At 71.7% G+C, this 24,517-nt stretch carries 23 protein-coding genes; 22 read left to right on the forward strand and 1 reads right to left on the reverse strand.

Annotated elements, in window-relative coordinates; translation table 11 throughout:
- Positions 1–8: 8 nt before the first annotated feature.
- Complete coding sequence (locus V7S47_RS17220; protein ID WP_336562723.1) at positions 9–1,238, reverse strand: DUF349 domain-containing protein; 1,230 nt, start codon at positions 1,236–1,238, stop codon at positions 9–11.
- A gap of 151 nt (positions 1,239–1,389) precedes the next feature.
- Here V7S47_RS17220 and V7S47_RS17225 point away from each other — a divergent pair, with 151 nt between their 5' ends.
- The 22 genes from V7S47_RS17225 (at position 1,390) to V7S47_RS17330 (ending at position 24,477) form a co-directional block, all read left to right on the forward strand.
- Positions 1,390–2,100, forward strand: a complete 711-nt coding sequence (locus tag V7S47_RS17225) for an MBL fold metallo-hydrolase (RefSeq protein ID WP_336562724.1) — start codon at positions 1,390–1,392, stop codon at positions 2,098–2,100.
- Between the two features lie 16 nt (positions 2,101–2,116).
- The gene (hisS, locus tag V7S47_RS17230) at positions 2,117–3,472 is read left to right on the forward strand and encodes a histidine--tRNA ligase (RefSeq protein ID WP_336562725.1); all 1,356 of its coding nucleotides are present in this window, start codon (positions 2,117–2,119) and stop codon (positions 3,470–3,472) included.
- Positions 3,469–5,247, forward strand: a complete 1,779-nt coding sequence (gene aspS / locus V7S47_RS17235) for an aspartate--tRNA ligase (protein ID WP_336562726.1) — start codon at positions 3,469–3,471, stop codon at positions 5,245–5,247. Before hisS ends, aspS begins: the two co-directional genes overlap by 4 nt.
- Positions 5,248–5,401: 154 nt before the next feature.
- On the forward strand, positions 5,402–6,427 hold the full coding sequence (locus V7S47_RS17240; protein ID WP_336562727.1) for an ABC transporter permease: 1,026 nt from the start codon (positions 5,402–5,404) through the stop codon (positions 6,425–6,427).
- Positions 6,428–6,492: 65 nt separating this feature from the next.
- Positions 6,493–8,244, forward strand: coding sequence for an ABC transporter substrate-binding protein (locus V7S47_RS17245; protein WP_336562728.1), 1,752 nt, complete (start codon positions 6,493–6,495; stop codon positions 8,242–8,244).
- Positions 8,245–8,343: 99 nt separating this feature from the next.
- Positions 8,344–9,351, forward strand: a complete 1,008-nt coding sequence (locus tag V7S47_RS17250; protein ID WP_244509498.1) for an ABC transporter permease — start codon at positions 8,344–8,346, stop codon at positions 9,349–9,351.
- Positions 9,348–10,445: an ABC transporter ATP-binding protein gene (locus V7S47_RS17255; protein ID WP_336562729.1), complete on the forward strand. Its 1,098-nt coding sequence runs from the start codon at positions 9,348–9,350 to the stop codon at positions 10,443–10,445. The genes V7S47_RS17250 and V7S47_RS17255 overlap by 4 nt, the downstream gene beginning before the upstream one ends.
- Positions 10,445–11,674, forward strand: a complete 1,230-nt coding sequence (locus tag V7S47_RS17260; protein WP_442945359.1) for an ABC transporter ATP-binding protein — start codon at positions 10,445–10,447, stop codon at positions 11,672–11,674. The genes V7S47_RS17255 and V7S47_RS17260 overlap by 1 nt, the downstream gene beginning before the upstream one ends.
- A gap of 75 nt (positions 11,675–11,749) precedes the next feature.
- Positions 11,750–13,102 (forward strand): replication-associated recombination protein A, encoded by a 1,353-nt coding sequence (locus V7S47_RS17265; protein WP_442945360.1) that lies wholly within the window; start codon positions 11,750–11,752, stop codon positions 13,100–13,102.
- An 11-nt stretch (positions 13,103–13,113) separates the two neighbouring features.
- Positions 13,114–13,599 (forward strand): hypothetical protein, encoded by a 486-nt coding sequence (locus tag V7S47_RS17270; protein ID WP_336562731.1) that lies wholly within the window; start codon positions 13,114–13,116, stop codon positions 13,597–13,599.
- 52 nt (positions 13,600–13,651) lie between these two features.
- Positions 13,652–13,948, forward strand: a complete 297-nt coding sequence (locus V7S47_RS17275) for a DUF6167 family protein (RefSeq protein ID WP_336562732.1) — start codon at positions 13,652–13,654, stop codon at positions 13,946–13,948.
- On the forward strand, positions 13,948–16,635 hold the full coding sequence (alaS, locus tag V7S47_RS17280) for an alanine--tRNA ligase (RefSeq protein ID WP_336562733.1): 2,688 nt from the start codon (positions 13,948–13,950) through the stop codon (positions 16,633–16,635). Before V7S47_RS17275 ends, alaS begins: the two co-directional genes overlap by 1 nt.
- A 2-nt stretch (positions 16,636–16,637) precedes the next feature.
- Positions 16,638–17,096: a Holliday junction resolvase RuvX gene (ruvX, locus tag V7S47_RS17285; protein WP_090855702.1), complete on the forward strand. Its 459-nt coding sequence runs from the start codon at positions 16,638–16,640 to the stop codon at positions 17,094–17,096.
- On the forward strand, positions 17,093–18,304 hold the full coding sequence (gene mltG, locus V7S47_RS17290; protein ID WP_336562734.1) for an endolytic transglycosylase MltG: 1,212 nt from the start codon (positions 17,093–17,095) through the stop codon (positions 18,302–18,304). Before ruvX ends, mltG begins: the two co-directional genes overlap by 4 nt.
- A gap of 85 nt (positions 18,305–18,389) precedes the next feature.
- On the forward strand, positions 18,390–18,767 hold the full coding sequence (locus tag V7S47_RS17295; RefSeq protein WP_336562735.1) for a hypothetical protein: 378 nt from the start codon (positions 18,390–18,392) through the stop codon (positions 18,765–18,767).
- Between the two features lie 59 nt (positions 18,768–18,826).
- Positions 18,827–19,660, forward strand: coding sequence for a shikimate dehydrogenase (locus tag V7S47_RS17300; RefSeq protein WP_336562736.1), 834 nt, complete (start codon positions 18,827–18,829; stop codon positions 19,658–19,660).
- Entirely contained in the window at positions 19,657–20,373 is a 717-nt protein-coding gene (locus tag V7S47_RS17305; protein WP_336562737.1) for an A24 family peptidase, read from the forward strand. The genes V7S47_RS17300 and V7S47_RS17305 overlap by 4 nt, the downstream gene beginning before the upstream one ends.
- A 40-nt stretch (positions 20,374–20,413) precedes the next feature.
- Entirely contained in the window at positions 20,414–21,592 is a 1,179-nt protein-coding gene (aroC, locus tag V7S47_RS17310; protein WP_336562738.1) for a chorismate synthase, read from the forward strand.
- Positions 21,589–22,089 (forward strand): shikimate kinase, encoded by a 501-nt coding sequence (locus V7S47_RS17315; protein ID WP_336562739.1) that lies wholly within the window; start codon positions 21,589–21,591, stop codon positions 22,087–22,089. The genes aroC and V7S47_RS17315 overlap by 4 nt, the downstream gene beginning before the upstream one ends.
- On the forward strand, positions 22,086–23,195 hold the full coding sequence (gene aroB / locus V7S47_RS17320; protein ID WP_336562740.1) for a 3-dehydroquinate synthase: 1,110 nt from the start codon (positions 22,086–22,088) through the stop codon (positions 23,193–23,195). Before V7S47_RS17315 ends, aroB begins: the two co-directional genes overlap by 4 nt.
- Positions 23,192–23,629, forward strand: coding sequence for a type II 3-dehydroquinate dehydratase (locus V7S47_RS17325; RefSeq protein WP_336562741.1), 438 nt, complete (start codon positions 23,192–23,194; stop codon positions 23,627–23,629). Before aroB ends, V7S47_RS17325 begins: the two co-directional genes overlap by 4 nt.
- 62 nt (positions 23,630–23,691) lie before the next feature.
- Complete coding sequence (locus tag V7S47_RS17330) at positions 23,692–24,477, forward strand: SIMPL domain-containing protein (protein WP_336562742.1); 786 nt, start codon at positions 23,692–23,694, stop codon at positions 24,475–24,477.
- Positions 24,478–24,517: the final 40 nt, after the last annotated feature.

Here is a 24,517-nt window from a genome sequence, read left to right on the forward strand (position 1 = left end):
AGCGGAGCTCAGCCCGAGAAGTCCGCGCTGGCGCGCTTGGCCATCTCGAGGAACGACCGGCGGGACTCGAGGTTCTCCTCGAGCTCCTTGATCTTCTTGTCGTTCCCGGCGGCGCGGGCCTTCTCGAGGTCGGCCTCGACCTTGGCGATGGCCTGCTCCAGCTTGGAGACCATGTCGTCGGCGCGGGCCGACTTCTCGGGGTCGGACTTGGCCCAGGCCTCCTCCTCGACGGCGCGGATGGCCTGCTCGACCTTGCGGATCCGGGCCTCGAGGTCCTTGATCCGGTCGCGCGGGACCTTGCCGGCGGCGTCCCAGCGGTCGGCGATGTCGCGGAAGGTGCGCTTGGCGGCGTCGACGTCCCCGACCGGCAGCAGCGCCTCGGCCTCGACGAGCAGCGCCTCCTTGACCTCGGCGTTGGCGGCGAACTCCTGGTCCAGGGCCGCGTTCTCCGCGTCGCGAGCGCCGAAGAAGGCGTCCTGGGCGCCCCGGAACCGCTTCCAGAGGGCGTCGTCGACGTCCTTGGGGGCCGGCCCGGCGGCCTTCCACTGCTTCATCAGGTCGCGGTAGCGCCCGGCGGTCGGACCCCACTCGGTGGACCCGGCGAGCGACTCGGCCTCCGTGGCCAGCCGCTCCTTGATGGCCCGGGCGCCCTCGCGCTGCTCGTTGAGCTCGGCGAAGTGCGCCTTGCGGTGCCGTGTGTACGCCGTGCGGGCGGTCGAGAAGCGCCGCCAGAGCGCATCGTCGGAGGCCCGGTCGATGCGGGGGAGCGCCTTCCACTGCTCGAGCAGGTCGCGCAGCCGGTTGGCACCGTGTCGCCAGTCGGTGCCCTCGGCGATCTTCTCGGCGTCCGCGACCAGCTGCTCCTTGGCCGCCTTGGCCTCGGCGGACTTCTGAGCCCGCTCCTCGCGGCGCGCGTCGCGCTGCCGGGCGATGATCGGCCCGAGCGCGTCGAGCCGGCCGGCCAGCGAGACCAGGTCGCCGACGGCGTTGGCGTCGACCACCTGCGCCTTGACGGTCTTCACCGACTCGGCGGCCTCCTCGGGGGACAGCACCCCCGAGTTCACCCGTTGCTCGAGCAGCTCGACCTCGAAGGCGAGGGCGGCGTACCGCTCGGTGAAGAAGGTGAGCGCCTCGTCGGGAGTCCCCTCGGGGTACTGCCCGACCGAACGCTCGCCGTCGGCGGTCCGGACGTAGACGGTGCCGTCGTCGTCGACGCGGCCCCACTCATGGCTCGTCACTTGCTGATCCCTCTTCGCATCTTCGGGTCGCACGCGGGCGGTACAAGGTTGCAGGCGCCTACTCTAGTCACGCCTGCGCCCGGTGTGAGGTAGGTCGTCACGGCCCGGAACCGGTGCGACACCACCGCGGCGTCCTCGGTAGTGTGGGCGAGTGTTGATCGCCGGCTTTCCCGCGGGTCCGTGGGGCACCAACTGCTACGTCGTCGCCACCGGCGCCGGGAGCGAGTGCGTGGTGATCGATCCCGGCAAGGACTCGGCCGAGGGCGTCGACCAGGTCGTCCGCGAGCACGGTCTGAAGCCGGTGTCGGTGCTGGTCACCCACGGGCACGTCGACCACATGTGGTGCGTCGCCCCCGTCGCCGGCACGTACGACGCCACCGCGTGGATCCACCCGAGCGATCGGCACCTGCTCGCGGACCCGATGGCGGGCATGTCGCGCGAGACCACCCAGATGCTGCTCGGCGGGAAGTACGAGTGGGCCGAGCCCGACGACGTCCGCGAGCTGGCCGACGACCAGGTGCTCGAGCTGGCCGGCCTGCGCTTCGTGGTCGACCACACCCCGGGCCATACCGAGGGGTCGGTCACCTTCCGTACGCCGTACGCCCAGCAGGACGTCAGCGAGGTCATGTTCTCCGGTGACCTGCTGTTCGCGGGCTCGATCGGGCGCACGGACCTGCCGGGCGGCGACCACCCCACCATGCTGCGCAGCCTCACCACCAAGGTGCTGCCCCTCGCCGACGACATCGTGGTCCTTCCGGGTCACGGCGAACAGACGTCCATCGGTCGCGAGCGCGCGACCAACCCCTACCTGCTGGACCTTCTCGACGACGGTCCGGTGGGCCGAGTCCCCCAGGGTCACTGAGAGGCCTCTGACACCCATGGCCACCAAGACCAGCCCGCTCAGCGGGTTTCCCGAGCTGCTGCCTGCCGCCAGGTCCGTGGAGCGCGCGGTCATCGCGTCGCTCTCCGACACCTTCGAGCTGCACGGCTTCGCCAACATCGAGACGCGCGCAGTCGAACCCGTCGACGTCCTCCTCGGCAAGGGCGAGACCTCCAAGGAGGTCTACCTCCTGGAGCGCCTGCAGAAGGAGCAGGGAGGGTCGGACTCCGGCGTCGGGCTGCACTTCGACCTGACCGTCCCCTTCGCCCGCTACGTCCTCGAGCACGCCGGTCACCTGGAGTTCCCCTTCCGCCGCTACCAGGTCCAGCCGGCCTGGCGCGGCGAGCGACCGCAGGAGGGCCGCTACCGCCAGTTCACTCAGGCGGACGTCGACATCGTCGGCAAGGACGTGCTGCCGTTCCACCACGACGTCGAGGTCATGCGCGTGATGGTGGAGGCGCTCGACGCGCTCCCGATCCCCGCGCTGAGCTTCCAGTTCAACAACCGCAAGCTGATCCAGGGCTTCTACGCCGGCCTCGGCCTGCCCGACGTCGTCGCGGCGATCCGGGTGATCGACAAGCTCGACAAGCTGCCCGCCGAGAAGGTCGCCGAGCTGCTGGTCAGCGACGCGGGGGCGACGCCGGAGCAGGCCCAGCAGTGCCTGGACCTGGCCACCATCCGGGTCGCCGACACGTCGTTCGTCGAGCAGGTCCGCGCCCTCGGCGTCAGCCACCCGCTGCTCGACGAGGGCCTGGCCGAGCTCGAGGCGGTCGTCGCCGGCTGCTCGGCCGGGGAGCGGCGGCACGTCACCGTCGAGGCCAACCTGCGCATCGCGCGCGGGCTGGACTACTACACCGGCACGGTCGTCGAGATCTTCATGGCCGGCTACGAGCGACTGAAGTCGGTCGGCGGCGGCGGGCGCTACGACGCGCTGGCCAGCGACGGCCGTACGACGTACCCCGGGGTCGGCGTGTCCTTCGGTGTCTCCCGCAGCATCATCCCGCTGCTGGCCGACGGCGTCCTCGCGGGCAGCCGGCCGGTGCCGAGCGCCGTGCTGGTCGCCGTCACCGACGAGGACTCCCGGGCAGCCAGTGATGCCGTGGCCGCCTCGCTGCGCGCTCGACGCGTGCCGTGCGAGGTGGCCGCCTCCGCCCAGAAGTTCGGCAAGCAGATCAGGTACGCCGAGCGTCGCGGCATCCCGTTCGTCTGGTTCGTCCAGGACGATCCGGACGGGGGAGTCTCCCACCAGGTCAAGGACATCCGATCGGGGGAGCAGGTCGCCGCGGACCCGGCCGCCTGGACCCCACCCACCGACGACCTGCGACCGCAGGTCGTCACGAAGGAGCACCAGTGATCCGCACCCATGACGCCGGCAGCCTGCGCGCCGAGCACGTCGGCCAGACCGTCACCCTCGCCGGGTGGGTCGCCAACCGGCGCGACCACGGCGGCGTGGCCTTCATCGACCTGCGCGAGGCCAGCGGCATCGTCCAGGTCGTGATCCGCGACGAGGAGGTCGCCCACCAGCTGCGCGCGGAGTACTGCCTGAAGGTCACCGGCGAGGTGACCGCGCGCAAGGCGGGCAACGAGAACCCCAACCTGGCCACCGGCGAGATCGAGATCGTGGCCACCGACGTCGAGGTCCTCAGCGCCGCGGCGCCGCTCCCGTTCCCGATCTCCGACCACGTGGACGTGGGGGAGGAGGTGCGGCTCAAGCACCGCTACCTCGACCTGCGCCGCAACGAGCCGGCCCGCCTGATCCGGCTGCGCAGCCGGATCAACAAGGCGGCCCGCGACGTCCTGGACCGCCACGACTTCGTCGAGGCCGAGACGCCCACGCTGACCCGCTCGACCCCGGAGGGCGCTCGCGACTTCCTGGTGCCCGCGCGCCTGCACCCCGGCAGCTGGTACGCCCTGCCGCAGAGCCCGCAGCTGTTCAAGCAGCTGCTGATGGTCGGCGGCCTGGAGCGCTACTACCAGATCGCCCGGTGCTACCGCGACGAGGACTTCCGCGCCGACCGGCAGCCGGAGTTCACCCAGCTCGACATCGAGATGAGCTTCGTCGACCAGGAGGACGTCCTGGCGCTCATGGAGGAGGTGCTGGCCGAGATCTGGGCCCTCGAGGGCCACGAGATCCCGCGCCCGGTGCCGCGGATGACCTACGCCGAGGCGATGCGTCGCTTCGGGTCCGACAAGCCCGACCTGCGGATGGGCCAGGAGCTCGTCGAGTGCACCGAGTACTTCGCCGAGACCCCGTTCCGGGTCTTCCAGGCCGAGTACGTCGGCGCCGTGGTCATGCCCGGCGGCGCCAGCCAGCCGCGCAAGCAGCTCGACGCCTGGCAGGAGTGGGCCAAGCAGCGCGGCGCCCGCGGCCTGGCCTACGTCCTGGTGCAGGAGGACGGCGAGCTCGGCGGTCCGGTGGCCAAGAACCTCTCCGACACCGAGAAGGCCGGCCTGGCGGCGCACGTGGGTGCGCAGCCGGGCGACTGCGTGTTCTTCGCGGCCGGCGCCACCAAGTCGAGCCGGGCGCTGCTCGGCGCGGCCCGACTGGAGATCGGCCGCCGCGGCGGTCTGATCGACGAGTCGGCCTTCGCCTTCACCTGGGTGGTCGACGCGCCGCTGTTCGAGCCGTCCTCGGACGCCGTCGCGAGCGGCGACGTCGCGGTCGGCGCAGGCGCCTGGACGGCCGTCCACCACGCCTTCACGAGCCCCAAGCCGGAGTTCCTCGACACCTTCGACACCGACCCCGGCCCGGCGCTCGCCTACGCCTACGACATCGTCTGCAACGGCAGCGAGCTCGGCGGTGGCTCGATCCGGATCCACCGCGAGGACGTGCAGAAGCGGGTCTTCGAGGTGATGGGCATCGGGGAGGACGAGGCCCAGGAGAAGTTCGGCTTCCTCCTGGACGCCTTCAAGTACGGCGCGCCGCCGCACGGCGGCATCGCCGTGGGCATGGACCGGATCTGCGCGATCCTCGGCGGAGCGGAGTCGATCCGCGACGTCATCGCCTTCCCGAAGTCGGGCGGCGGCTTCGATCCCCTGACGGCGGCGCCTGCGCCGATCACGGCCCAACAGCGCAAGGAGGCCGGGGTCGACGCCCCACCGGCGAAGGAAGTCCCGGCACAGGACTGATCCACCGGACGCCCCGTCCCACCCGTCGAGACCAGATCGTTACTCGCGGGTGATCGCCGGGCCGGGTACGGGTCACATAGAGTCGCGGGCGGCGAGCCGAGAGGTTCGCCGCCCGCAACTCATTTTTCGGGCCCGATCACCAGATGGGGAGAGCATGTCGCTGCCGCCGGTTTCCTCCGAGACGCTCGGGCACCTGAGTGACGAAGCGCCCCAGGCGCCGGAGGCGGGCAAGGGCAAGGGACCGGTCAAGAGCCAGTCGCCGCTGCAGATCGCGTTCGGCCGGCTGCGTCGCGACAAGGTCGCCGTCGCCTGCGCGGTCATCGTGTTGTTCTTCGTGCTGATCGCGATCTTCGCGGGGGTCATCGCCAACGTCGTGGGCGTCGAGACCGGCCCTGGTAGCCCCGCCACCGAGCTCGACTACCTCGGTGACGGCATGCCGCTCAACGGCCCGCCGCACTACGGGTTCGACCCCAACCACCCGTTCGGCATCTCGCCGAGCACGGCCGAGGACAACCTCGCGCAGTGGCTCTACGGCTGCCGCACGTCGCTCACCGTCGCAGCGCTGTCGACCATCGTGGCCTCCCTTATCGGCGTCACCATGGGCCTGCTGGCCGGCTTCCTCGGCGGCATCGCCGACCGGATCATCTCGTTCGTCACCGACCTGTTCCTGACGCTGCCCTACATCCTGATCGCGCTGATCATCGCGCCGATCCTCAACGAGCGGTTCGCGCTCAAGCCCGACATCTACCCGCAGGCCCAGCTCTGGTCGCTGGTCGCCATCCTCGCCGGCTTCGGCTGGATGTCGGTCGCCCGCCTGGTCCGCGGTGAGGTGCTGTCGCTGCGTGAGCGGGAGTTCATCCTCTCCGCCGAGGTCATCGGCATGCCGACGCGTCGGATCATGCTTCGTGAGCTGCTGCCCAACCTGGTGGCCCCGATCGTCGTCGCGGTCTCGCTGATGCTGCCGGCGTTCATCGCCGCCGAGGCCGCCCTGGCCTACCTCGGCATCGGCATCACCCAGGGCGAGTCGTGGGGCCAGACCATCAGCCAGGCGACGAAGTACTTCAAGACCTACCCGCTCTACCTGTGGGAGCCGCTGATCGGCATCGTGGTGCTGGTCGTCGCGATCAACCTGCTCGGGGACGCCATCCGCGACGCGGTGGACCCCAAGACCCGTCGCTGACGGGCACTCAATTGTGGTCACGGGCTTGGGTCTGTGGCACGGATGAAGAGGAAAGGCACAACACGATGAAGCGAACCAAGTCGCTTGCCGCTGTTGCGTGCGTCGCGCTCATCTCCACCCTGGCCGCCTGTGGCGGCGACGGTGGGGGCGGCGGCGGGAGCACCCCCAGCGACCAGAAGTTCGAGGAGGCCGGTGCCGGCTTCGCGAAGGTCGCCGACGCCGAGGGTCCGGCCCCCGAGATTGAGGGCGCCGCGACCGGAGGCGACGTCACGGTCTACGTCCCGCTCGACGAGGGACCGGAGGACCTGGACCCGACCAACGGGTGGTCCGTGCTCGGCAACTCCATCCAGCAGGCCCTGACCCACCGCTCGCTCACCCAGTACCGCAAGAACGAGGAGTCCGGGGAGATGGAGCTGGTCCCCGACCTCGCCACCGACCTCGGCACGCCCAACGACGACTTCACGGAGTGGACCTTCACCGTCCGTGACGACGTCAAGTGGGAGACGGGCGACCCGATCACCCCCGAGGAGATCAAGTACGGCATCGAGCGGAGCTTCGACTCCGAGACCTTCACCTCGGGTCCCGGCCAGGTCTACTCCGTCGAGAACATCGACTGCGGCGACGGCTACGCCGGCCCGGCCGACGGCGACTGCTCCGGCATCACCGTCGAGGGTCAGGACATCACCATCAAGATGGTGAAGCCGTTCCCGGACATGGACTTCTGGGGCTCGTTCATGGCGATCGGCCCGATCCCGCTGGAGAACTCCGACTTCCCGGCCTACGGCCGCAAGCCGCTCTCCAACGGTCCCTACAAGATCTCCGAGTTCCGCCCGACGGAGTCGCTGACCCTGGTCAAGAACGACCAGTGGGACCCGGCCACCGACCCGGCGCGTCACCAGTACGTCGACTCCTGGACCTTCAAGTTCAACCAGGACCAGCAGAAGACCGACCAGATCCTGCTGAGCGACAGCGAGCTGTCCTCGACGGCGATCTCCTACCGGCTCGGCGCGTCCAACGCCACCGACCTGAAGAGCAAGCTGGGCGACAACTACATCCAGCAGACCGGTCAGTGCGTGTCCTACCGTGCGCCCGACTACACCAAGATCACCGACATCAACGTCCGCAAGGCCATTGCCTGGGCCTACGACTTCGACAACGTGACCCTGGCCGGCGGCAACATCCCCGGTGTCACCCGGATCCCGGCCAGCACCCTGATGCCCCCCGGCATGTCGGGCCGCAAGGAGTACTTCCCGGACGGTGAGCAGTTCACCTACCAGCCCGAGAAGGCCAAGCAGCTCCTCGAGGAGGCCGGTCAGACCGGCATGACGCTGACCTACGTCTACGACGACTCCGACGCCACCCTGAAGGCCGCCGCCGAGGCGGAGAAGAAGGGCTACGAGGCCGCTGGCTTCAAGGTCGAGATGATCCCGTACCAGGAGGACTACTACGCCCTCTACGACGACAAGGACAGCGACATCAACAAGCGCCTGAACCTTCGTAACGTCAACTGGTGCTCGGACTGGCCGTCGGCGTCCACGATGATCCCGCCGCTGGTCCAGGCCGGTCAGCCCTACAACACGGCGTTCTTCGACGAGCCCGACGTGCAGAAGGCCATCGACGACATCGCCACCCTCCCGGCGGAGGAGCAGCCCACGGCCTGGGGCGACCTGGACGAGATGATCGGCACGGAGTACTTCCCGCTGATCCCGCTCGCCTACCGCAACGAGCTGTACGGCGCCGGTGCCTCCATCGGCAACTTCAACGGTGACGGCGCGATGAGCTCGATCAACTTCAAGGACCTCTTCGTCACCCAGTGACCCGAGGTCCCGAGCTGATCGCTCGCGACCGGGATGGGGGTCGGGTTCGCCCGGCCCCCATCCTCCTGCCGTCCCCGTGCTCCCGGAAGGTCCCCACCCGTGTTCGCCTACATCGTCAAGCGTCTCCTGATCGGCGTCGTCACCATCGTCTTGGTGTCGATGGCCATCTTCGCCCTGTTCTGGTACGGCCCGTCGAGTCCGGCGCGGCCGATCTGCAACCAGGAGACCAGCAACCGGTGCACCCCGGAGCGGTTGGAGAACTTCGAGGAGCAGCTGGGTTACAACAACCCGATCTGGTCCGAGTACGGCGCCTACGTCAAGGGCGTCTTCGTCGGTCGCACCATCGAGATCGGCAACAGCACCATCGACTGTGACGCCCCGTGCCTGGGTGTCTCGCAGCGCTCCCGGGCCCTGGTCTGGGACGAGCTGATCGAACGGCTCCCCGCGACGGTCTCCATCGCCGCCGGCGGCGCCGCGCTCTACCTGCTGCTCGGCGTGCCCATCGGGGTCGCGGCCGCGCGAAGACGTGGCAGCTTCGCCGACAAGGCGCTGGTCAGCAGCTTCCTGTTCATCAGCTCGGTGCCCTACTACCTCTTCGCCCTGCTCGCGTGGCTCTACTTCACGCTGATCTGGGACGTCCCCATTCTCGGCAGCAGCGGCTACACGCCACCGTGGGAGAGCCCCTGGGACTGGTTCACCGGCCTCCTGCTGCCGTGGATCTGCCTCGGCATCTTCGGCTGCACCCAGTACACCCGCTACACCCGAGGTGCGATGGTCGAGGCCCTGAACGAGGACTACATCCGCACCGCCACTGCCAAGGGGCTCGGGCCGCGGCAGGTCGTCTACCGTCACGGACTGCGCGCGGCTCTGGTGCCCGTCATCACGATCTTCGGCATCGACCTGGGCGTGCTGCTCGCCGGCACCCTGTTCACCGAGTACATCTTCGACATCCAGGGCATCGGTCGCTGGGGCCTGAGCGCGACCTACAGCCTGGACCTCCCGGTGGTGTCGGCCACGGTCTTGTTCGCGGCGATCATCATGGTCCTGAGCAACATCCTCGTGGACGTCATGTACAGCGCGCTCGACCCGCGGGTGCGACTCGCATGACCGCCACGCCCTCCGTCGAAAGGTCCGGCACCACCGTGTCCGACAGCGACCCGTTCCTCGTCGTCGAGGACCTCTCGGTCGAGTTCCCGACCCCGGACGGCCCCGTTCGCGCGGTCAACGGGGTCTCCTACACCCTCGAGCTGGGCAAGACCCTCGGCATCGTGGGGGAGTCCGGCTCCGGCAAGTCCGTCTCGAGCATGGCCGTCCTGGGCCTTCACGACCCCAAGCGCTCCACCGTCTCCGGCTCGATCCGGGTGGGCGGCCAGGAGATCGTCGGCATGGCCGAGCCGGGCATGCGCAAGCTGCGCGGCAACCAGGTCGCGATGATCTTCCAGGACGCGCTCGCGGCCCTGCACCCCTTCTACCGCGTCGGCGCCCAGCTGGCCGAGGCCTACCTCGTGCACCACCCGAAGGCGTCCAAGCGCGACGCCCGGCGGCGGGCCATCGAGATGCTGGACCGGGTCGGGATCCCGCAGCCGGACGGTCGCGTCGACGACTTCCCGCATCAGTTCTCCGGCGGCATGCGACAGCGCGCGATGATCGCGATGGGCCTGATCAACGATCCGTCCCTGCTGATCGCCGACGAGCCCACGACCGCGCTCGACGTGACCGTGCAGGCGCAGATCCTCGACCTGCTCCAGGACCTGCAGCGCGAGTTCAACTCCGCCGTCGTGATCATCACCCACGACCTCGGCGTGATCGCCGAGATGGCCGACGACGTCCTGGTCATGTACGCCGGCCGCGCCGTCGAGTACGGCGCCACCAAGCAGATGCTCACACGGCCGGCCATGCCCTACACCTGGGGCCTCCTGTCGAGCGTGCCCGACGTGCAGGCCGACACCGACGCTCGGCTGATCCCCATCCCCGGCAACCCGCCGAGCCTGCTCGACCCGCCGCCCGGGTGCTCCTTCAACCCGCGCTGCGCCCACCGGGACAAGGTGCCCGGTGACCTGTGCCGCACCACGCTCCCCGAGCTGCTCCCGCTCGCCGCCGGCAGCAAGCACCTCAAGCGCTGCCACCTGGCCGACCCCGAGGCGGTCTACCAGAGCGAAGTGCTGCCCGAGATCGCCCCCGACCTGGTCGAGGAGGCCTGATGAGCGACGAGACGACGAGCCCCGACGACCTGTTCCACGAGATGGCCGGACAGGGCCACACCGCGGCCAAGCTCGATCCCCGGGCCAAGCCCGTGCTGACCGTCGAGGACCTGCGGATGTACTTCCCGGTCAAGGCGCCCGGCCTGGTGCGTCGGACGGTCGGCCACGTCCAGGCGGTCGACGGCATCTCCTTCCAGGTGCCCGAGGGCGGCTCCCTCGGCCTGGTGGGCGAGTCCGGCTGCGGCAAGTCCACGACCGGTCGGCTGATCACCCGGCTCTACAAGCCGACGTCGGGCTCCATGCAGTTCGGTGGCCGGGACCTCGCGACGCTCAGCAAGCGCGAGCTGAAGCCCGTGCGTCGTGACGTGCAGATGATCTTCCAGGACCCCTACACCTCGCTGAACCCGCGGCACACGGTCGGCTCGATCGTGGGCGCGCCGTTGGCCGTGCACGACATCGTGCCGAAGAACCAGATCATGCCGCGGGTCAAGGAGCTGCTGGAGGTCGTCGGTCTCAACCCCGAGCACTACAACCGCTACCCGAACGAGTTCTCCGGCGGTCAGCGCCAGCGCATCGGCATCGCGCGCGCCCTCACGCTCAACCCGCGCCTGCTCGTCGCCGACGAGCCGGTCTCCGCTCTGGACGTGTCCATCCAGGCGCAGGTGATCAACCTGCTCCAGGACCTCCAGAAAGAGTTCGACATCGCGTTCCTCTTCATCGCCCACGACCTGGCGGTGGTCCGGCACTTCTGCCCGGAGATCGCGGTGATGTACCTCGGCAAGATCGTCGAGATCGCGGACCGCGAGACGCTCTACGCGACCCCGCACCACCCCTACACCCAGGCATTGCTGTCCGCGGTGCCCGACGTGAAGCAGGCGGCGGTCGGTGGCCGGCGCGAGCGGATCATGCTCCAGGGCGACGTCCCCAGCCCGGTCAACCCGCCCTCCGGCTGCCGGTTCCGCACCCGCTGCCACCTGGCGCAGGACATCTGCGCCAAGGTCGAGCCGCCGCTGCTGCAGATCGGCCCGCGCCACAAGGTCGCCTGCCACTTCGCCGGCGAGCTGGGGAAGGCACCGGAGCGTCCGGTGACGACCGGACTGCTCGGCGTCGACGACCGGGGCAACCCGGACGCGTCGTCCACGGAGCCGGTCGACGTCGAGCTGATGACGGGGTCGGGATACGAGGACCGCTGGTTCGACGTCGGCAGCCGCACCGTGGTGAGCGGCTGATCGCTGGGTTCGAGGCCCGCTCCGCTCGCACCTCAACCAGCGTCGTCACGGTTCAGGGCTCACCGTAGGGTTCCGATCGTGGACGGACTCTTCGACGTGCCCCGCCCCGGCGGCGGGGGTGGCGGCTCCCTGGCGGCGAACACGCACGCCTCGGCGCCGCTCGCGGTGCGGATGCGGCCGCGCACGCTCGACGAGCTGGTCGGCCAGGAGCAGCTGCGGGCCCCCGGGGCGCCGCTGCGCCAGCTGATCGAGAACGACCAGTCGATGTCCCTGTTGCTCTGGGGCCCACCGGGCACCGGCAAGACGACCATCGCCTCGATCGTCAGCCAGCAGACCGACCGGCGCTTCGTCGAGGTGTCGGCGGTCTCGGCCGGGGTCAAGGAGGTCCGCGCCGCGATCGACAGCGCGCGGGCGGAGCTGGTGGCGACGGGCAACGAGACGGTGCTCTTCGTCGACGAGGTGCACCGGTTCAGCAAGGCCCAGCAGGACGCGCTGCTGCCGGGTGTCGAGAACCGCTGGGTCACCCTGGTCGCGGCCACCACGGAGAACCCGTTCTTCTCGGTGATCTCGCCGCTGCTGTCGCGCAGCCTGCTGCTGCGGCTGGAGTCGCTGACCGACGACGACGTCCGGGCCGTGGTCGCCCAGGCGCTGGCCGACGAGCGCGGGCTCGGCGGGCGGTTCACTCTCGACGACGACGCGCTCGACCACTTGGTCCGGCTCGCCGGCGGCGACGCACGGCGCTCCCTGACCTACCTGGAGGCCGCGACGGGCGCCGCGACGTCGAAGGGCTCCACGACGGTCGACCTGGCGACCGCCGAGACCGCCGTCGACCAGGCCGCGGTGCGCTACGACCGCCAGGGCGACCAGCACTACGACGTCACCAGCGCGTTCATCAAGTCGGTGCGCGGCTCCGACGCCGACGCCGCGCTGCACTACCTGGCCCGGATGATGGAGGCGGGGGAGGACCCGCGGTTCATCGCGCGGCGGCTGATGATCCTGGCCAGCGAGGACATCGGGCTGGCCGACCCGACCGCGATCACCACCGCCGTCGCCGCCGCGCAGGTGGTGCAGATGATCGGCATGCCGGAGGCCTCGCTGACCCTGGCCCACGCCACCATCGCGCTCGCCGTGGCCCCCAAGTCCAACGCGGTCACGACCGCCATCGGCGCGGCGGTGGCCGACGTCAAGGCCGGCAAGATCGGCCCGGTGCCCTCCCACCTGCGCGACGCCCACTACGGCGGCGCCAAGAAGCTGGGCCACGGGAAGGGCTACCAGTACAGCCACGACGCGCCGTACGGCATCGCCGAGCAGCAGTACGCCCCGGACGTCGTCAAGGACGCTGCCTACTACCAGCCGACCGCCCTCGGAGCCGAGGCCGCGGTCAAGGAGCGCTGGGAGCGGGTCCGGCGCCTGATCCGGGGACGATAGGCTCGACCGTCATGACGGACTGGATCGTGCTCGCGACCGCGGGGCTCCTGGCGCTGGTCGCGCTCGGGCTCGCCGCGGCGCTGTTGCGCGCCCGGTCCGCGAGCGCCCGCTCGCTGGCCGAGGCTCGGGCCGAGACGGCCGCGCTGCACGAGCGGCTCGACCGGCTCGAGCGCGAGCGCCGGGACCCGGTCCGCGACGAGCGGCCCGTGGTCATCACCCGCCTCGGCGAGGACGAGCCGGCCGCGCCGCCGGTGCCGATGATCGAGGGCCGGCTCTTCGCCGACCTGGTGCTGCGCGAGAGCGTCGTGCAGGCCGCCTCCCTCGCCCACGGCGTACGACGCGCCCTGGCGCCCGAGACCCGCAACCGGGTGCGCTTCGAGATGCGGCGCGAGCTCAAGCGCGCCCGCAAGCAGCGCAAGGCCGACCTGCGGGAGGCCAAGCGCCTGTGGGCCGACCACCAGCGAGCCTCTCTCGACGGAGAGGGCAGCGCCGCATGAACTCACCCCACGAGATCGCTCGCTCCGCTCCCGATCCCGCGGGGACCCCGAGGTGAACCGCGGCCTCTGGTTCGTCGCCGGGGCCGGGGCCGGGGTCTACGCGATGATCCGCGGGCGTCGGGCCGCCGAGCTTCTCACCGCCGAGGGTCTGCAGGACCGCTGGCAGGCGGTCACCCACGGCGCCCGGCTGCTCCGCGACGAGGTCGCCCAGGGCAAGGCGGAGGCCGAGGTCGACCTCCGCGCTCGCCTGGGTCTCGTCCCCAGCAGCACCCCGGAGCTCGAGCCTCCGACCACCACGTTCACCGAGATCAGCAGCCCCCGAGACACCGAGCAGGAAGGCACCCACTGATGGACACCGCGGAGATCCGACGGAGGTTCGTCGCTCACTTCGAGCGCGCCGGCCACACCCCCGTGCCGTCCGCGTCGCTGCTGCTCGACGACCCGAACCTGCTGTTCGTCAACGCCGGCATGGTGCCGTTCAAGCCGTACTTCCTCGGCCAGGAGACCCCGCCGTACGACCGGGCGACCAGCGTGCAGAAGTGCGTGCGGACCCCGGACATCGAGGACGTCGGCAAGACCACGCGGCACGGCACGTTCTTCGAGATGTGCGGCAACTTCTCCTTCGGCGACTACTTCAAGGAGGGCGCCATCGAGCTGGCTTGGGACCTGGTCACCAAGCCGCTCGCCGACGGCGGCTGGGGCCTGGAGGAGGGCCGGCTCTACCCGAGCGTCTACCAGGACGACCCGGAGGCCGTGGAGCTGTGGAAGAAGGTCACCGGGCTTCCCGACGACCGGATCATCCGGCTCGGCAAGTCCGAGAACTACTGGTCCATGGGCGTCCCCGGCCCGGGCGGCCCGTGCTCGGAGATCCTCTACGACCGCGGCCCGGCGTACGGCGCCGACGGCGACTTCGGCGCCGAGGACCGCTACCTGGAGATCTGGAACCTGGTCTTCATGCAGGACGAGCTGAGCGCGGTGCGGTCCAAGGAGGACTTCGACATCGCCGGCTCGCTGCCGAAGCGGAACATCGACACCGGCATGGGCCTCGAGCGGGTCGCGTTCCTGCTCCAGGACAAGGCCAACATGTACGAGATCGACGTCATGTTCCCGGTCATCGAGAAGGCCATGGCCCTCACCGGCAAGACGTACGGCGCGAACCCCGAGGACGACGTCCGCTTCCGGGTGGTGGCCGACCACGTCCGCAGCTCGATGATGCTCATCGGCGACGGCGTGACCCCCGGCAACGAGGCCCGCGGCTACGTGCTGCGCCGGCTGCTGCGGCGCGCCGTGCGCTCCATGCGCCTGCTCGGGTACGGCGACCCCGCGCTGCCCGAGCTGATGCCGATCAGCCGCGACAAGATGAGCGAGACCTACACCGACCTCCAGCAGGACTGGGAGCGGATCTCGCGGGTGGCGTACGCCGAGGAGGAGACGTTCCGCAAGACGCTCCAGGCCGGCACCCAGATCTTCGACCTGGCCGCGACCGACGTGAAGAAGACGGGCGCGACCCGGCTGTCGGGCGAGAAGGCGTTCGCGCTGCACGACACCTACGGCTTCCCGATCGACCTGACGCTCGAGATGGCCTCCGAGGCCGGGCTCAGCGTCGACGAGGACGGCTTCCGCTCGCTGATGGCCGAGCAGCGCCAGCGGGCCAAGGACGACGCGCGGTCCAAGCGCGGCCAGCACGCCGACACCGGCGTCTACCGCGGGATCCTCGACGCTCACGGCCCCACCGAGTGGCTCGCCTACGAGACGCTGCAGACCGAGTCCCGCCCGCTCGCGCTGCTGCAGGGCGGCGCCGCGGTGCCCGTGCTGGGCCACGGCGAGGTCGGCGAGCTGGTCCTCGACCGGACGCCGTTCTACGCCGAGTCCGGCGGCCAGGCCGCCGACGCGGGCGTCATCGAGTTCGACGGCGGCCGGCTCGAGGTCCTCGACGTGCAGCGGCCGATCAAGGGCCTGGTCGTGCACCAGGTCCGGGTCGTCGACGGTGAGTTCGCCCCGGGCTCCGAGCTCCAGGCCCAGGTCGACCCGGAGTGGCGCACCGGCGCCCGCCAGGCGCACTCCGGCACCCACGTCGTGCACGCCGCGCTGCGCGAGGTGCTCGGCCCCTCGGCCCTGCAGTCGGGCTCCTACAACCGGCCCGGCTACCTCCGCCTCGACTTCGGCTGGACCACCGGCCTCAGTCCCGAGCAGGTCGCCGACATCGAGCTGGTCTCCAACAACGCGCTGCGCGCCGACCTCCCGGTCGGCTGGCAGTACATGACGCTGCCCGAGGCCAAGGACTGGGGCGCGGTCGCCCTCTTCGGCGAGACGTACGACGACTCCAAGGTCCGCGTCGTCGAGATCGGCGGCCCGTGGTCGCGCGAGCTCTGCGGCGGCACGCACGTCGACCACTCGTCCCAGATCGGCACCATCGTCGTGACGGGGGAGTCCTCGGTCGGCTCCGGCAACCGCCGCATCGAGGCCTTCACCGGCGTCGAGGGCTTCCGCTACCTGGCGCGCGAGCGCGACGTCGTCGGCCAGCTCACCAGCCTGCTGAAGACCCAGCCCGACGACCTGGTCGGCCGGGTCGGCGACCTGGTCGAGCGGCTGCGCTCGGCCGAGAAGGAGATCGAGAAGGCCCGGCTCTCGCAGCTGCTGGCCGGCGGTGGCCAGCTGGCCGCCGGCGCGACGGTGGTGGGCGGCGTGCACGTCGTGGCCCACCGGGTCGACGGTGCGGGCGGCGGCGACGTCCGCACCCTGGCCATGGACGTCCGCTCCAAGCTCCCGGCGGGCGCTCCCGGCGTCGTCGTGGTGATCGGCGCGGCCGACGGCAAGGTGTCGGTCGTCGCGGCCACGACCGAGGCGGCCCGCACGCTCGGCCTCAGCGCCAACGACCTGGTCCGCGCGGTCGGCCCGTTCGTCGGTGGCAAGGGCGGCGGCAAGGACGACGTGGCCCAGGGCGGTGGCACCGACGCCTCACGGATCGACGAGGCGCTGGCGGCGGTGCACGCCGCGGTCGCCGCCACGACCCAGTCCTCTCCCGGGCAGGCCTGAGCTTGCGGCCCGGCGTACGGCTCGGCATCGATCCGGGGGACGCCCGGATCGGGGTGGCGCGCAGCGACCCCACGGGGTTCCTCGCGACGCCCGTCGAGACCGTACGCCGCGGCCGCGGCGACCTGGGCCGGATCGCGGCGATCGTGACCGAGCACGAGGCCGTGGAGGTGGTCCTCGGGCTGCCCCGGTCGCTGTCGGGGCGCGAGGGCCCGGCGGCGGCGAAGACCCGCGAGTTCGCCGTACGGCTCTCCCGTTCGGTCGCCCCGGTGCCGGTGCGCCTGGTCGACGAGCGGCTGACCACCGTGTCGGCGGAGGCTATGCTGCGCGACCGAGGCCGCAAGGGGACAGCGCGGCGGGCCGTGGTCGACCAGGCCGCGGCGGTGCTGATCCTTCAGCACGCACTGGACACCGAACGCGCGACCGGGACCGCGCCGGGTGAGATCGTCGAGGAGACGAGATGAGCGAGCACCACCCCGAGCCGGACCTGCACGACGACTCGGGCCTGCTGCCCCGGGTCGACGAGCACGACGAGGCCCCGACGTACGTCGCCGGCGGTGCCCGCCGCGCGCGCAAGAAGCGCGGCCGCGGCGCCTCCGGCTGCCTGGCCGTGCTGGTCGCCCTCGGCGTCGTCGCCGGCCTGCTCTACTTCGGCGTCACCGCCGGGCTCGACAAGATCAAGGACCAGTTCGCCGACCCGGAGGACTACACCGGTCCGGGCACCGGCAGCGTGACCTTCGAGGTCGCCTCGGGCGACAACGGCTCGGCCATCTGCCGCAACCTGGAGTCCGAGGGCGTCGTGGCGTCGGTCGACGCCTGCGTCAGCGCGGTGAACGGCAACCCCGAGTCGGGCAGCATCCAGGTCGGCTTCTACGAGCTGCAGCAGGAGATGGCCTCGGCTGACGCCGTCGCCCGGCTGGTCGACCCGGCCAACCTGCTCACGTCCCGGGTGACCGTCCGCGAGGGTCTCCGGTTGACCGAGATCGTCGATGCGCTCGCCGAGGGCACAGAGTTCCCGGCCCGCGCCTACCAGCGAGCGTTGCGAAACCCGGCCGCACTGGGTCTGCCGGAGGAGGCCGGCGGCAACGCCGAGGGCTACCTCTTCCCCGCCACCTACGACATCGGGCCCGACGACAAGCCCGTCGACATCCTCAAGCGCATGGTCGACCGCTGGAAGCAGGCGGCCGAGGACGCCGACCTGCAGGGTGCCGCCGAGCGGCTCGGCTACACGACCCACGAGCTGATGACGATCGCCAGCCTGATCGAGGCCGAGGGGCGCGGCGACGACATGCCGAAGATCTCGCGGGTGATCTACAACCGCCTCGAGGGACCCGGCGACAAGGGCGGGACCAACGGCAAGCTGCAGATCGACGCGACCGTCGCCTACGGCCTCGGCCTCTCGCCGGGCTCCACCGAGCTGACGCGGGAGCAGCTCGACACCCCCACGCCGTACAACACCCGGCTGAACGTCGTCGGTCTGCCCCCGGGCCCGATCGAGGCCCCCGGCGACGCGGCGATCAAGGCTGCGGTCGAGCCTGCTGACGGGCCCTGGTACTACTACGTGACCGTCGACCTGGCCACCGGTGAGACCCGGTTCTACGAGGACTACGACGGCTTCCTCGACGGACAGGCGCAGTACAAGGACTATTGCGAGACCTCGGACCGGTGCTGACGGACTGATCCGCCCCGGGTCGAGCCTTGACGACGACCCGGGCGGGCTCGATGCTGTGTTCTCCATCACACTCTCGGGAGCACTCATGCGAGCACTTCGACCCCTGGCCGTGCTGTCGGCGACGGCAGCCGTCATGGCCCTCGGCATCGGTCCCGCCGCGGCCAACGACATCCAGTTCAGCTTCCACGGCGCGAGCGCGCGCTACACGGACGCGACCGACACGCTCTGCGCCAAGGCGGTCAACGACACCGGCGCAGGTCTCGAGGACTACGCGTACGCCCTCATCCAGAACGCGAGCGGAGGCACCGTCGCGAGCAGCCCGTTCGCCAGTCAGGGACAGGGCTGGCGCTGCACAGGGAACCTCTCGATCCCCGAGGACCGGCTTTACACCCTGGTGCTCTTCGACTGCACCCGGATCCCGGGCACCGATTGCGGGGGGACCACGCGCCAGTTCTACAGTTGAGCCTCGTGAACCGGCTCGCTGATGGCCGCCGGTGAGGTCGGACTGAGGAGTTTCGTCGGGTGGGTGGCACTGCGGATCTCCGTCGTTGCGCCGTGCTGGGGGACCCGATCGCCCACTCGCTCTCGCCCGCCCTGCACCGGGCCGGGTACGCCGCCGCCGGCCTCCCGGACTGGTCGTACGACGCGGTCCGGGTGCCGGCGGGCGGCGTCCGCCCCTTCGTCGAGGGGCTGGACGCCCAGTGGCGCGGGCTCTCGGTCACGGCGCCGCTGAAGCGCGAGCTGCTCGCCGTCGCCACCGAGGTCACCGAGCGGGCCCGGCTCGTCGGCGCGGCCAACACCCTGGTCCTCGGCCCCGGGGGCCGGCTGGCCGACAACACCGACCTGCCGGGGGCGGTCGCCGCGATCCGCGAGCGGTACGACGGACCGGTCAGCGCCGCCACCCTGCTCGGGGCCGGCGCGACCGCCGCCTCGACCGGCCTGGCCCTGGTCGAGCTGGGGGCGCGCAGCGTCACCGTGCTGGCACGCTCCGCCGAGCGCGCGGCCGAGACGGCCTCCGTGATCGCCGCCCACCCCACGGCTCCCCGGGTCGTGATCGGGTCGCTGGCCACCGACCCGGCGGTCGGGGAGGTGGTCGTCTCGACCGTGCCGGCCGACGCCCAGACCGACGAGCTGGTCGCCCGCTGCGGGGACGCGGCGGTCCTGTTCGAGGCGCTCTACGACCCGTGGCCCACGCCGCTGGCGGCGTCCGCCGACGGACGCCCGCTGGTGGGCGGGCTGGACCTGCTGGTCCACCAGGCCGCGCTGCAGTTCGCGCTCTTCACCGACGGCCCGGCCCCGCTCGAGGCGATGCGCCTCGCCGGCGAGGTGGCCCTCGCGGAGCGGTCGGTCCGGTGACCCCGGAGGGCGCGGCGGCGATCGCCACGCTCGTCGGTGCCGTCCTCGGTGCCCTGGTGCCGACCCTGGTCGAGCGGATCCCCGAGCCCGCCGAGGAGCGGCACCCCGACGACGGCGCCAAGGTCCCGTACGCCGTCGTCGCGGCCCGGCCGGGCCTGGCCCTGCAGACCACGGTGCTCGGCGGCCTCGCCGGCGGCCTGGTCGGCTACTCGGTCGGCTGGGACCGGGCCCTGATCGGCCTGCTCCCGCTCGTGCCCGTCTGCCTCGCGCTGGCCCTGGTCGACCTGCGCACCCGGCTGCTGCCGCGCGTCGTCGTCCTCCCGGCGACCGGGGCACTGATCGTCCTGGCCGGGCTGGACGCGGTCCTCACCGGTGAGCACGACGACCTGGTCCGGGCGGCGATCGGGCTGCTCGCGGCCCGGTCGTTCTACTGGGTGCTCTGGTACGCCCACTCCGCCGGCATGGGCTTCGGCGACGTCCGGCTGGCCGCGCTGCTGGGCTTCCCGCTGGCCTGGCTGGGCTGGCAGGAGTTCGCGCTCGGCATGTACAGCGGTTTCCTGGTCTTCGCGCTGCCCGGCCTGCTGCTGGCGATCGTGCGGTGGGACCGGGGGATGCTGCGGGCGCCGTACCCCTTCGGTCCGGCGATGATCGTCGGCGCCCTGCTCGGCGTGGTGCTGGGCCCCACCCTGCTGGCCGGTCTCGCCCTCCAGTAGCCGGGTCGGGGCGACGTCACCGGCGTGAAACACTGGCCCCATGCTGCGTTGGCTCACTGCGGGCGAGTCCCACGGCCCGTCCCTGGTCGCGATCCTCGAGGGGCTCCCCGCCCATGTCCGGGTGACGAGCGACGACGTCCGGGAGTCCCTGGCCCGCCGGCGGCTCGGCTACGGCCGGGGTGCGCGGATGAAGTTCGAGCAGGACGAGGTCACCATCACCGGTGGCGTCCGGCACGGCGTGACCCAGGGCGGTCCGGTGGCCATCCAGGTCGGCAACACCGAGTGGCCCAAGTGGGAGACCGTGATGTCGGCCGACCCGGTCGACCCGTCCCTGCTGAAGACGACCGGCCGCAACGCCGCCCTCACCCGGCCCCGCCCCGGTCACGCCGACCTCGCCGGCATGCAGAAGTACGACTTCGAGGAGGCCCGCCCGATCCTGGAGCGCGCCTCGGCCCGCGAGACCGCCGCCCGGGTGGCGCTGGGCCGGGTCGCGAGCAACTTCCTCGAGCAGGCCGTCGGCGCCCGGATCGTCTCCCACGTGATCGAGCTCGGCGGCGTGCGAGCACCCGCCGGACTGATCCCCGGGGCCGACGACGTCGCGCGCCTCGACGAGGACCCGGTGCGCTGCCTCGACGCCGACACCAGCAGGCAGATGGTCGAGCGCATCGACCGGGCCCACGACGACGGCGACACCCTCGGCGGCGTCGTCGAGGTGGTCGTCCACGGCCTGCCGCCGGGCCTGGGCTCCCACGTGCACTGGGACCGCCGCCTCGACTCGCGGCTCGCGGGCGCGCTGATGGGCATCCAGGCGATCAAGGGCGTCGAGGTCGGCGACGGCTTCGAGCTCGCGGCCACCCCCGGCTCGCTCGCCCACGACGAGATCGTGATGAAGGACGGCGCCATCCGCCGACTCAGCGACCGCTCCGGCGGCACCGAGGGCGGGATGACCACCGGCGAGGTGCTGCGGGTCCGGGCCGCGATGAAGCCGATCGCCACCGTCCCGCGGGCGCTGCGCACCGTCGACGTCGCGACCGGTGAGGAGGCGGTGGCCCACCACCAGCGCTCCGACGTCTGCGCGGTCCCGGCCGCCGGCATCGTCGCCGAGGCGATGGTCGCGCTGGTGCTCGCCGACGCCGTCACCGAGAAGTTCGGCGGCGACTCGGTGCAGGAGACCCGGCGCAACGCCGCGTCGTACCTCGAGAACCTCCGCTACTCGTGAGCCCGCGCGTCGTCCTGGTCGGCGCCATGGGCGCCGGCAAGACCACGGTGGCCGAGCTGCTCGCGACGTCCTGGGGCGTCGCGGCCCGCGACACCGACCACGACGTCGAGGCCGCGGCCGGCAAGCCGATCAGCGAGATCTTCGTCGACGACGGCGAGCAGCACTTCCGGGCGATCGAGCGCGCCGCCGTCGCGTCCGCGCTGGCCGAGCACGACGGCGTGCTGGCCCTCGGCGGGGGAGCGGTCCTCGCCGAGGAGACCCGAGCCCTGCTGGCCGACCACTCGGTCGTGTTCCTGCGGGTCGGGCTCTCCGACGCGGTCAAGCGGGTCGGCCTGGGCGTCGGCCGGCCGCTGCTGCTCGGCAACGTCCGCTCCCGGATCAAGACGCTGCTCGACGAGCGCACCGCGGTCTACGAGGAGGTCGCGACCCATGTCGTCGACACCGACGGGCGGACCCCGGCGGAGGTCGCGGCCGAGATCGAGGAGCTGCTCCGATGAACCTCCCCGCGGGCGACACCACGCTGCACGTCGGCGGCGCGTCGCCGTACGACGTCGTGGTCGGCCACGACCTGGCCGGCCGGCTGCCCGGGATCCTCGGCTCCGGCACCCAGCGGGTGGCCGTCATCTGCCCCGACGACCTCGAGGCCGTGGTCGCGCCGGTGCTGGCCGCGCTCGAGCCGTCGTACGACGTGCTGGTGCTCCGGCTGCCCGAGGGCGAGGGCGCCAAGACCGCCGCGGTCGCCGCCGCCTGCTGGGACGAGCTCGGCGCGGCCGGGTTCACCCGCTCCGACGCGGTCGTGACCGTGGGCGGGGGAGCGACGACCGACCTGGGCGGGTTCGTCGCCGCCACCTGGCTGCGCGGCGTGCGGGTCGTGCACGTCCCGACCACCCTGCTCGGCATGGTCGACGCCGCCGTGGGCGGCAAGACCGGCATCAACACCGGCGCCGGCAAGAACCTGGTCGGCTCCTTCCACGAGCCCGCCGGGGTGCTCTGCGACCTCGCGCTGCTGGAGACGCTCCCGCGCGCGGAGCTGGTCGCGGGCCTCGGCGAGGTCGTCAAGTGCGGCTTCATCGCCGACCGGCGGATCCTGGAGCTGGTCGAGGAGACCGACCCCGACACCCTGGTCGCCGGCTCGCCCGTGCTGCGTGAGCTGGTCGAGCGGGCCGTGCGGGTCAAGGTCGACGTGGTGGTGGGGGACCTGAAGGAGACCGGTGGGGCCGACGGCCATCCCGGGCGCGAGGTCCTCAACTACGGCCACACCATGGCGCACGCCATCGAGCGGGCCGAGGCCTACTCGATGCGGCACGGCGACGCCGTCGCCCTCGGGTGCGTCTACGTCGCCGAGCTGGCCCGCCGTACCGGTCACCTGAGCGACGCCGAGGCCGACCGGCACCGCAGCACGCTGGCCCGCGTCGGCCTGCCCACGTCGTACGACGGCGCGTCGTTCGAGGACCTGCTCGCGGCGATGCGGGTCGACAAGAAGTCCCGCGGCTCGCAGCTGCGGTTCGTGGTCCTCGACGGCCTCGGCCGTCCGACCGTGCTCGCGGGTCCCGACGAGGCCGACCTGCGAGCGGCGTACGACGTGCTGAGGGGTGTGGCGTGAAGGTCCTGGTGCTCAACGGTCCCAACCTGGGGCGGCTCGGCCGCCGTCAGCCGGAGATCTACGGCAGCACGACGCACGCCGAGCTCGCCGACCTCTGTGTGGGCTGGGGTCGCGACCTCGGCATGGACGTCGAGGTCCGCCAGACCAACCACGAGGGCGTGATGCTCGACTGGCTCAACGGCGCCGCCGACGACGGCGACGCGGTGGTGCTCAACGCCGCTGCGTGGACGCACTACTCGTACGCGATCTTCGACGCGTGCGCCCAGCTCACGGCCCCGCTGGTCGAGGTGCACATCTCCGATCCCCACCAGCGGCCCGAGGAGTTCCGGCACACGTCGGTCGTGACGCCGTACGCCGTCGAGGTGGTCGCCGGACACGGCATCGACGGCTACCGGCGGGCGCTCGCGATCGTCGCAGGCGGAACCACCGCCTGAGCGCCGCCGTCCGACCTCGCGACCGATCGGCACAGGTCGGCACGAGCGAGGGTGGTACGGCGATGGGCACGAACGTCACGGTGAGCCTGAAGGCACTGCTGCTGGCCGGGGTGGTGGTGCTCGCGCTCGCGGTGTCCTACCTCGTGGGCGACTCCCGGGGGACCCCGGCCGAGGCTGCGTCCGGTGGGGGAGCGGCGGGCTCGTCGGCGAAGCGCAGCGTGACGGTGGGCGGCACCGGCGAGGTGACCGCGGTGCCCGACCAGCTCGGGTTCTCCCTGGAGGTGCGGATCATCCGTCCCGACCTGCAGGACTCGCTCGACGAGTCCGGCGCCGCGATGGACCGGGTGCTCGCCGAGCTCGCCGACCACGGGGTGACGGAGAAGGACGTGCGGACCACGGGGCTGTCGACCGAGCCGGTCTACGACCGCTCGCGCAACGCCCCCACCACCCTGCGCGGCTACCGGGTCGTCCAGCGCGCCCAGGTGCTGGTGCCGAAGCTGGAGGACGGCGGCGCGGCCATCGCGGCGGCGGTGCGGAGCGGCGGGACCGCCGTCCGCGTCGACGGCATCGCCCTGAGCGTGGCCGACCCCGAGGCGCTGCTGGCCGAGGCCCGGGAGGCCGCGGTCGACGAGGCGCGGGCCAAGGCCGAGGAGTACGCCGCCGCCGGAGGTCAGGAGCTGGGCGAGGTGCTGACCCTGCGCGAGGTCTCCCCGACGTACGCCGGGGAGGAGCCGTGGGCGGAGGCGAGCCTGTCGCGGGCGTATGCGGCCGACATGGCGCTGCCCATCCAGGCCGGCGAGCAGGAGCTGGCGGTCCAGGTCGAGGTGGTCTGGCGGCTCGCGGACTGACGCGGCGTCGGTTTCGTGCGGGGAGCGGCCGCGCCGGTAG

The sequence above is a fragment of the Nocardioides sp. CCNWLW216 genome (assembly GCF_037120545.1).
Classification (GTDB): Bacteria; Actinomycetota; Actinomycetes; order Propionibacteriales; family Nocardioidaceae; genus Nocardioides; species Nocardioides lianchengensis.

Bases quoted from the DNA above. Each gene is read 5' to 3' on its own strand.
- V7S47_RS17270 (WP_336562731.1), top strand. From the start codon at position 13,114: ATGACGGACTGGATCGTGCTCGCGACCGCGGGGCTCCTGGCGCTGGTC.
- aroB (WP_336562740.1), top strand. From the start codon at position 22,086: ATGAACCTCCCCGCGGGCGACACCACGCTGCACGTCGGCGGCGCGTCG.
- aroC (WP_336562738.1), top strand. From the start codon at position 20,414: ATGCTGCGTTGGCTCACTGCGGGCGAGTCCCACGGCCCGTCCCTGGTC.
- alaS (WP_336562733.1), top strand. From the start codon at position 13,948: ATGGACACCGCGGAGATCCGACGGAGGTTCGTCGCTCACTTCGAGCGC.
- mltG (WP_336562734.1), top strand. From the start codon at position 17,093: ATGAGCGAGCACCACCCCGAGCCGGACCTGCACGACGACTCGGGCCTG.
- hisS (WP_336562725.1), top strand. From the start codon at position 2,117: ATGGCCACCAAGACCAGCCCGCTCAGCGGGTTTCCCGAGCTGCTGCCT.
- V7S47_RS17260 (WP_442945359.1), top strand. From the start codon at position 10,445: ATGAGCGACGAGACGACGAGCCCCGACGACCTGTTCCACGAGATGGCC.
- V7S47_RS17295 (WP_336562735.1), top strand. From the start codon at position 18,390: ATGCGAGCACTTCGACCCCTGGCCGTGCTGTCGGCGACGGCAGCCGTC.
- V7S47_RS17330 (WP_336562742.1), top strand. From the start codon at position 23,692: ATGGGCACGAACGTCACGGTGAGCCTGAAGGCACTGCTGCTGGCCGGG.
- V7S47_RS17240 (WP_336562727.1), top strand. From the start codon at position 5,402: ATGTCGCTGCCGCCGGTTTCCTCCGAGACGCTCGGGCACCTGAGTGAC.
- V7S47_RS17245 (WP_336562728.1), top strand. From the start codon at position 6,493: ATGAAGCGAACCAAGTCGCTTGCCGCTGTTGCGTGCGTCGCGCTCATC.
- V7S47_RS17255 (WP_336562729.1), top strand. From the start codon at position 9,348: ATGACCGCCACGCCCTCCGTCGAAAGGTCCGGCACCACCGTGTCCGAC.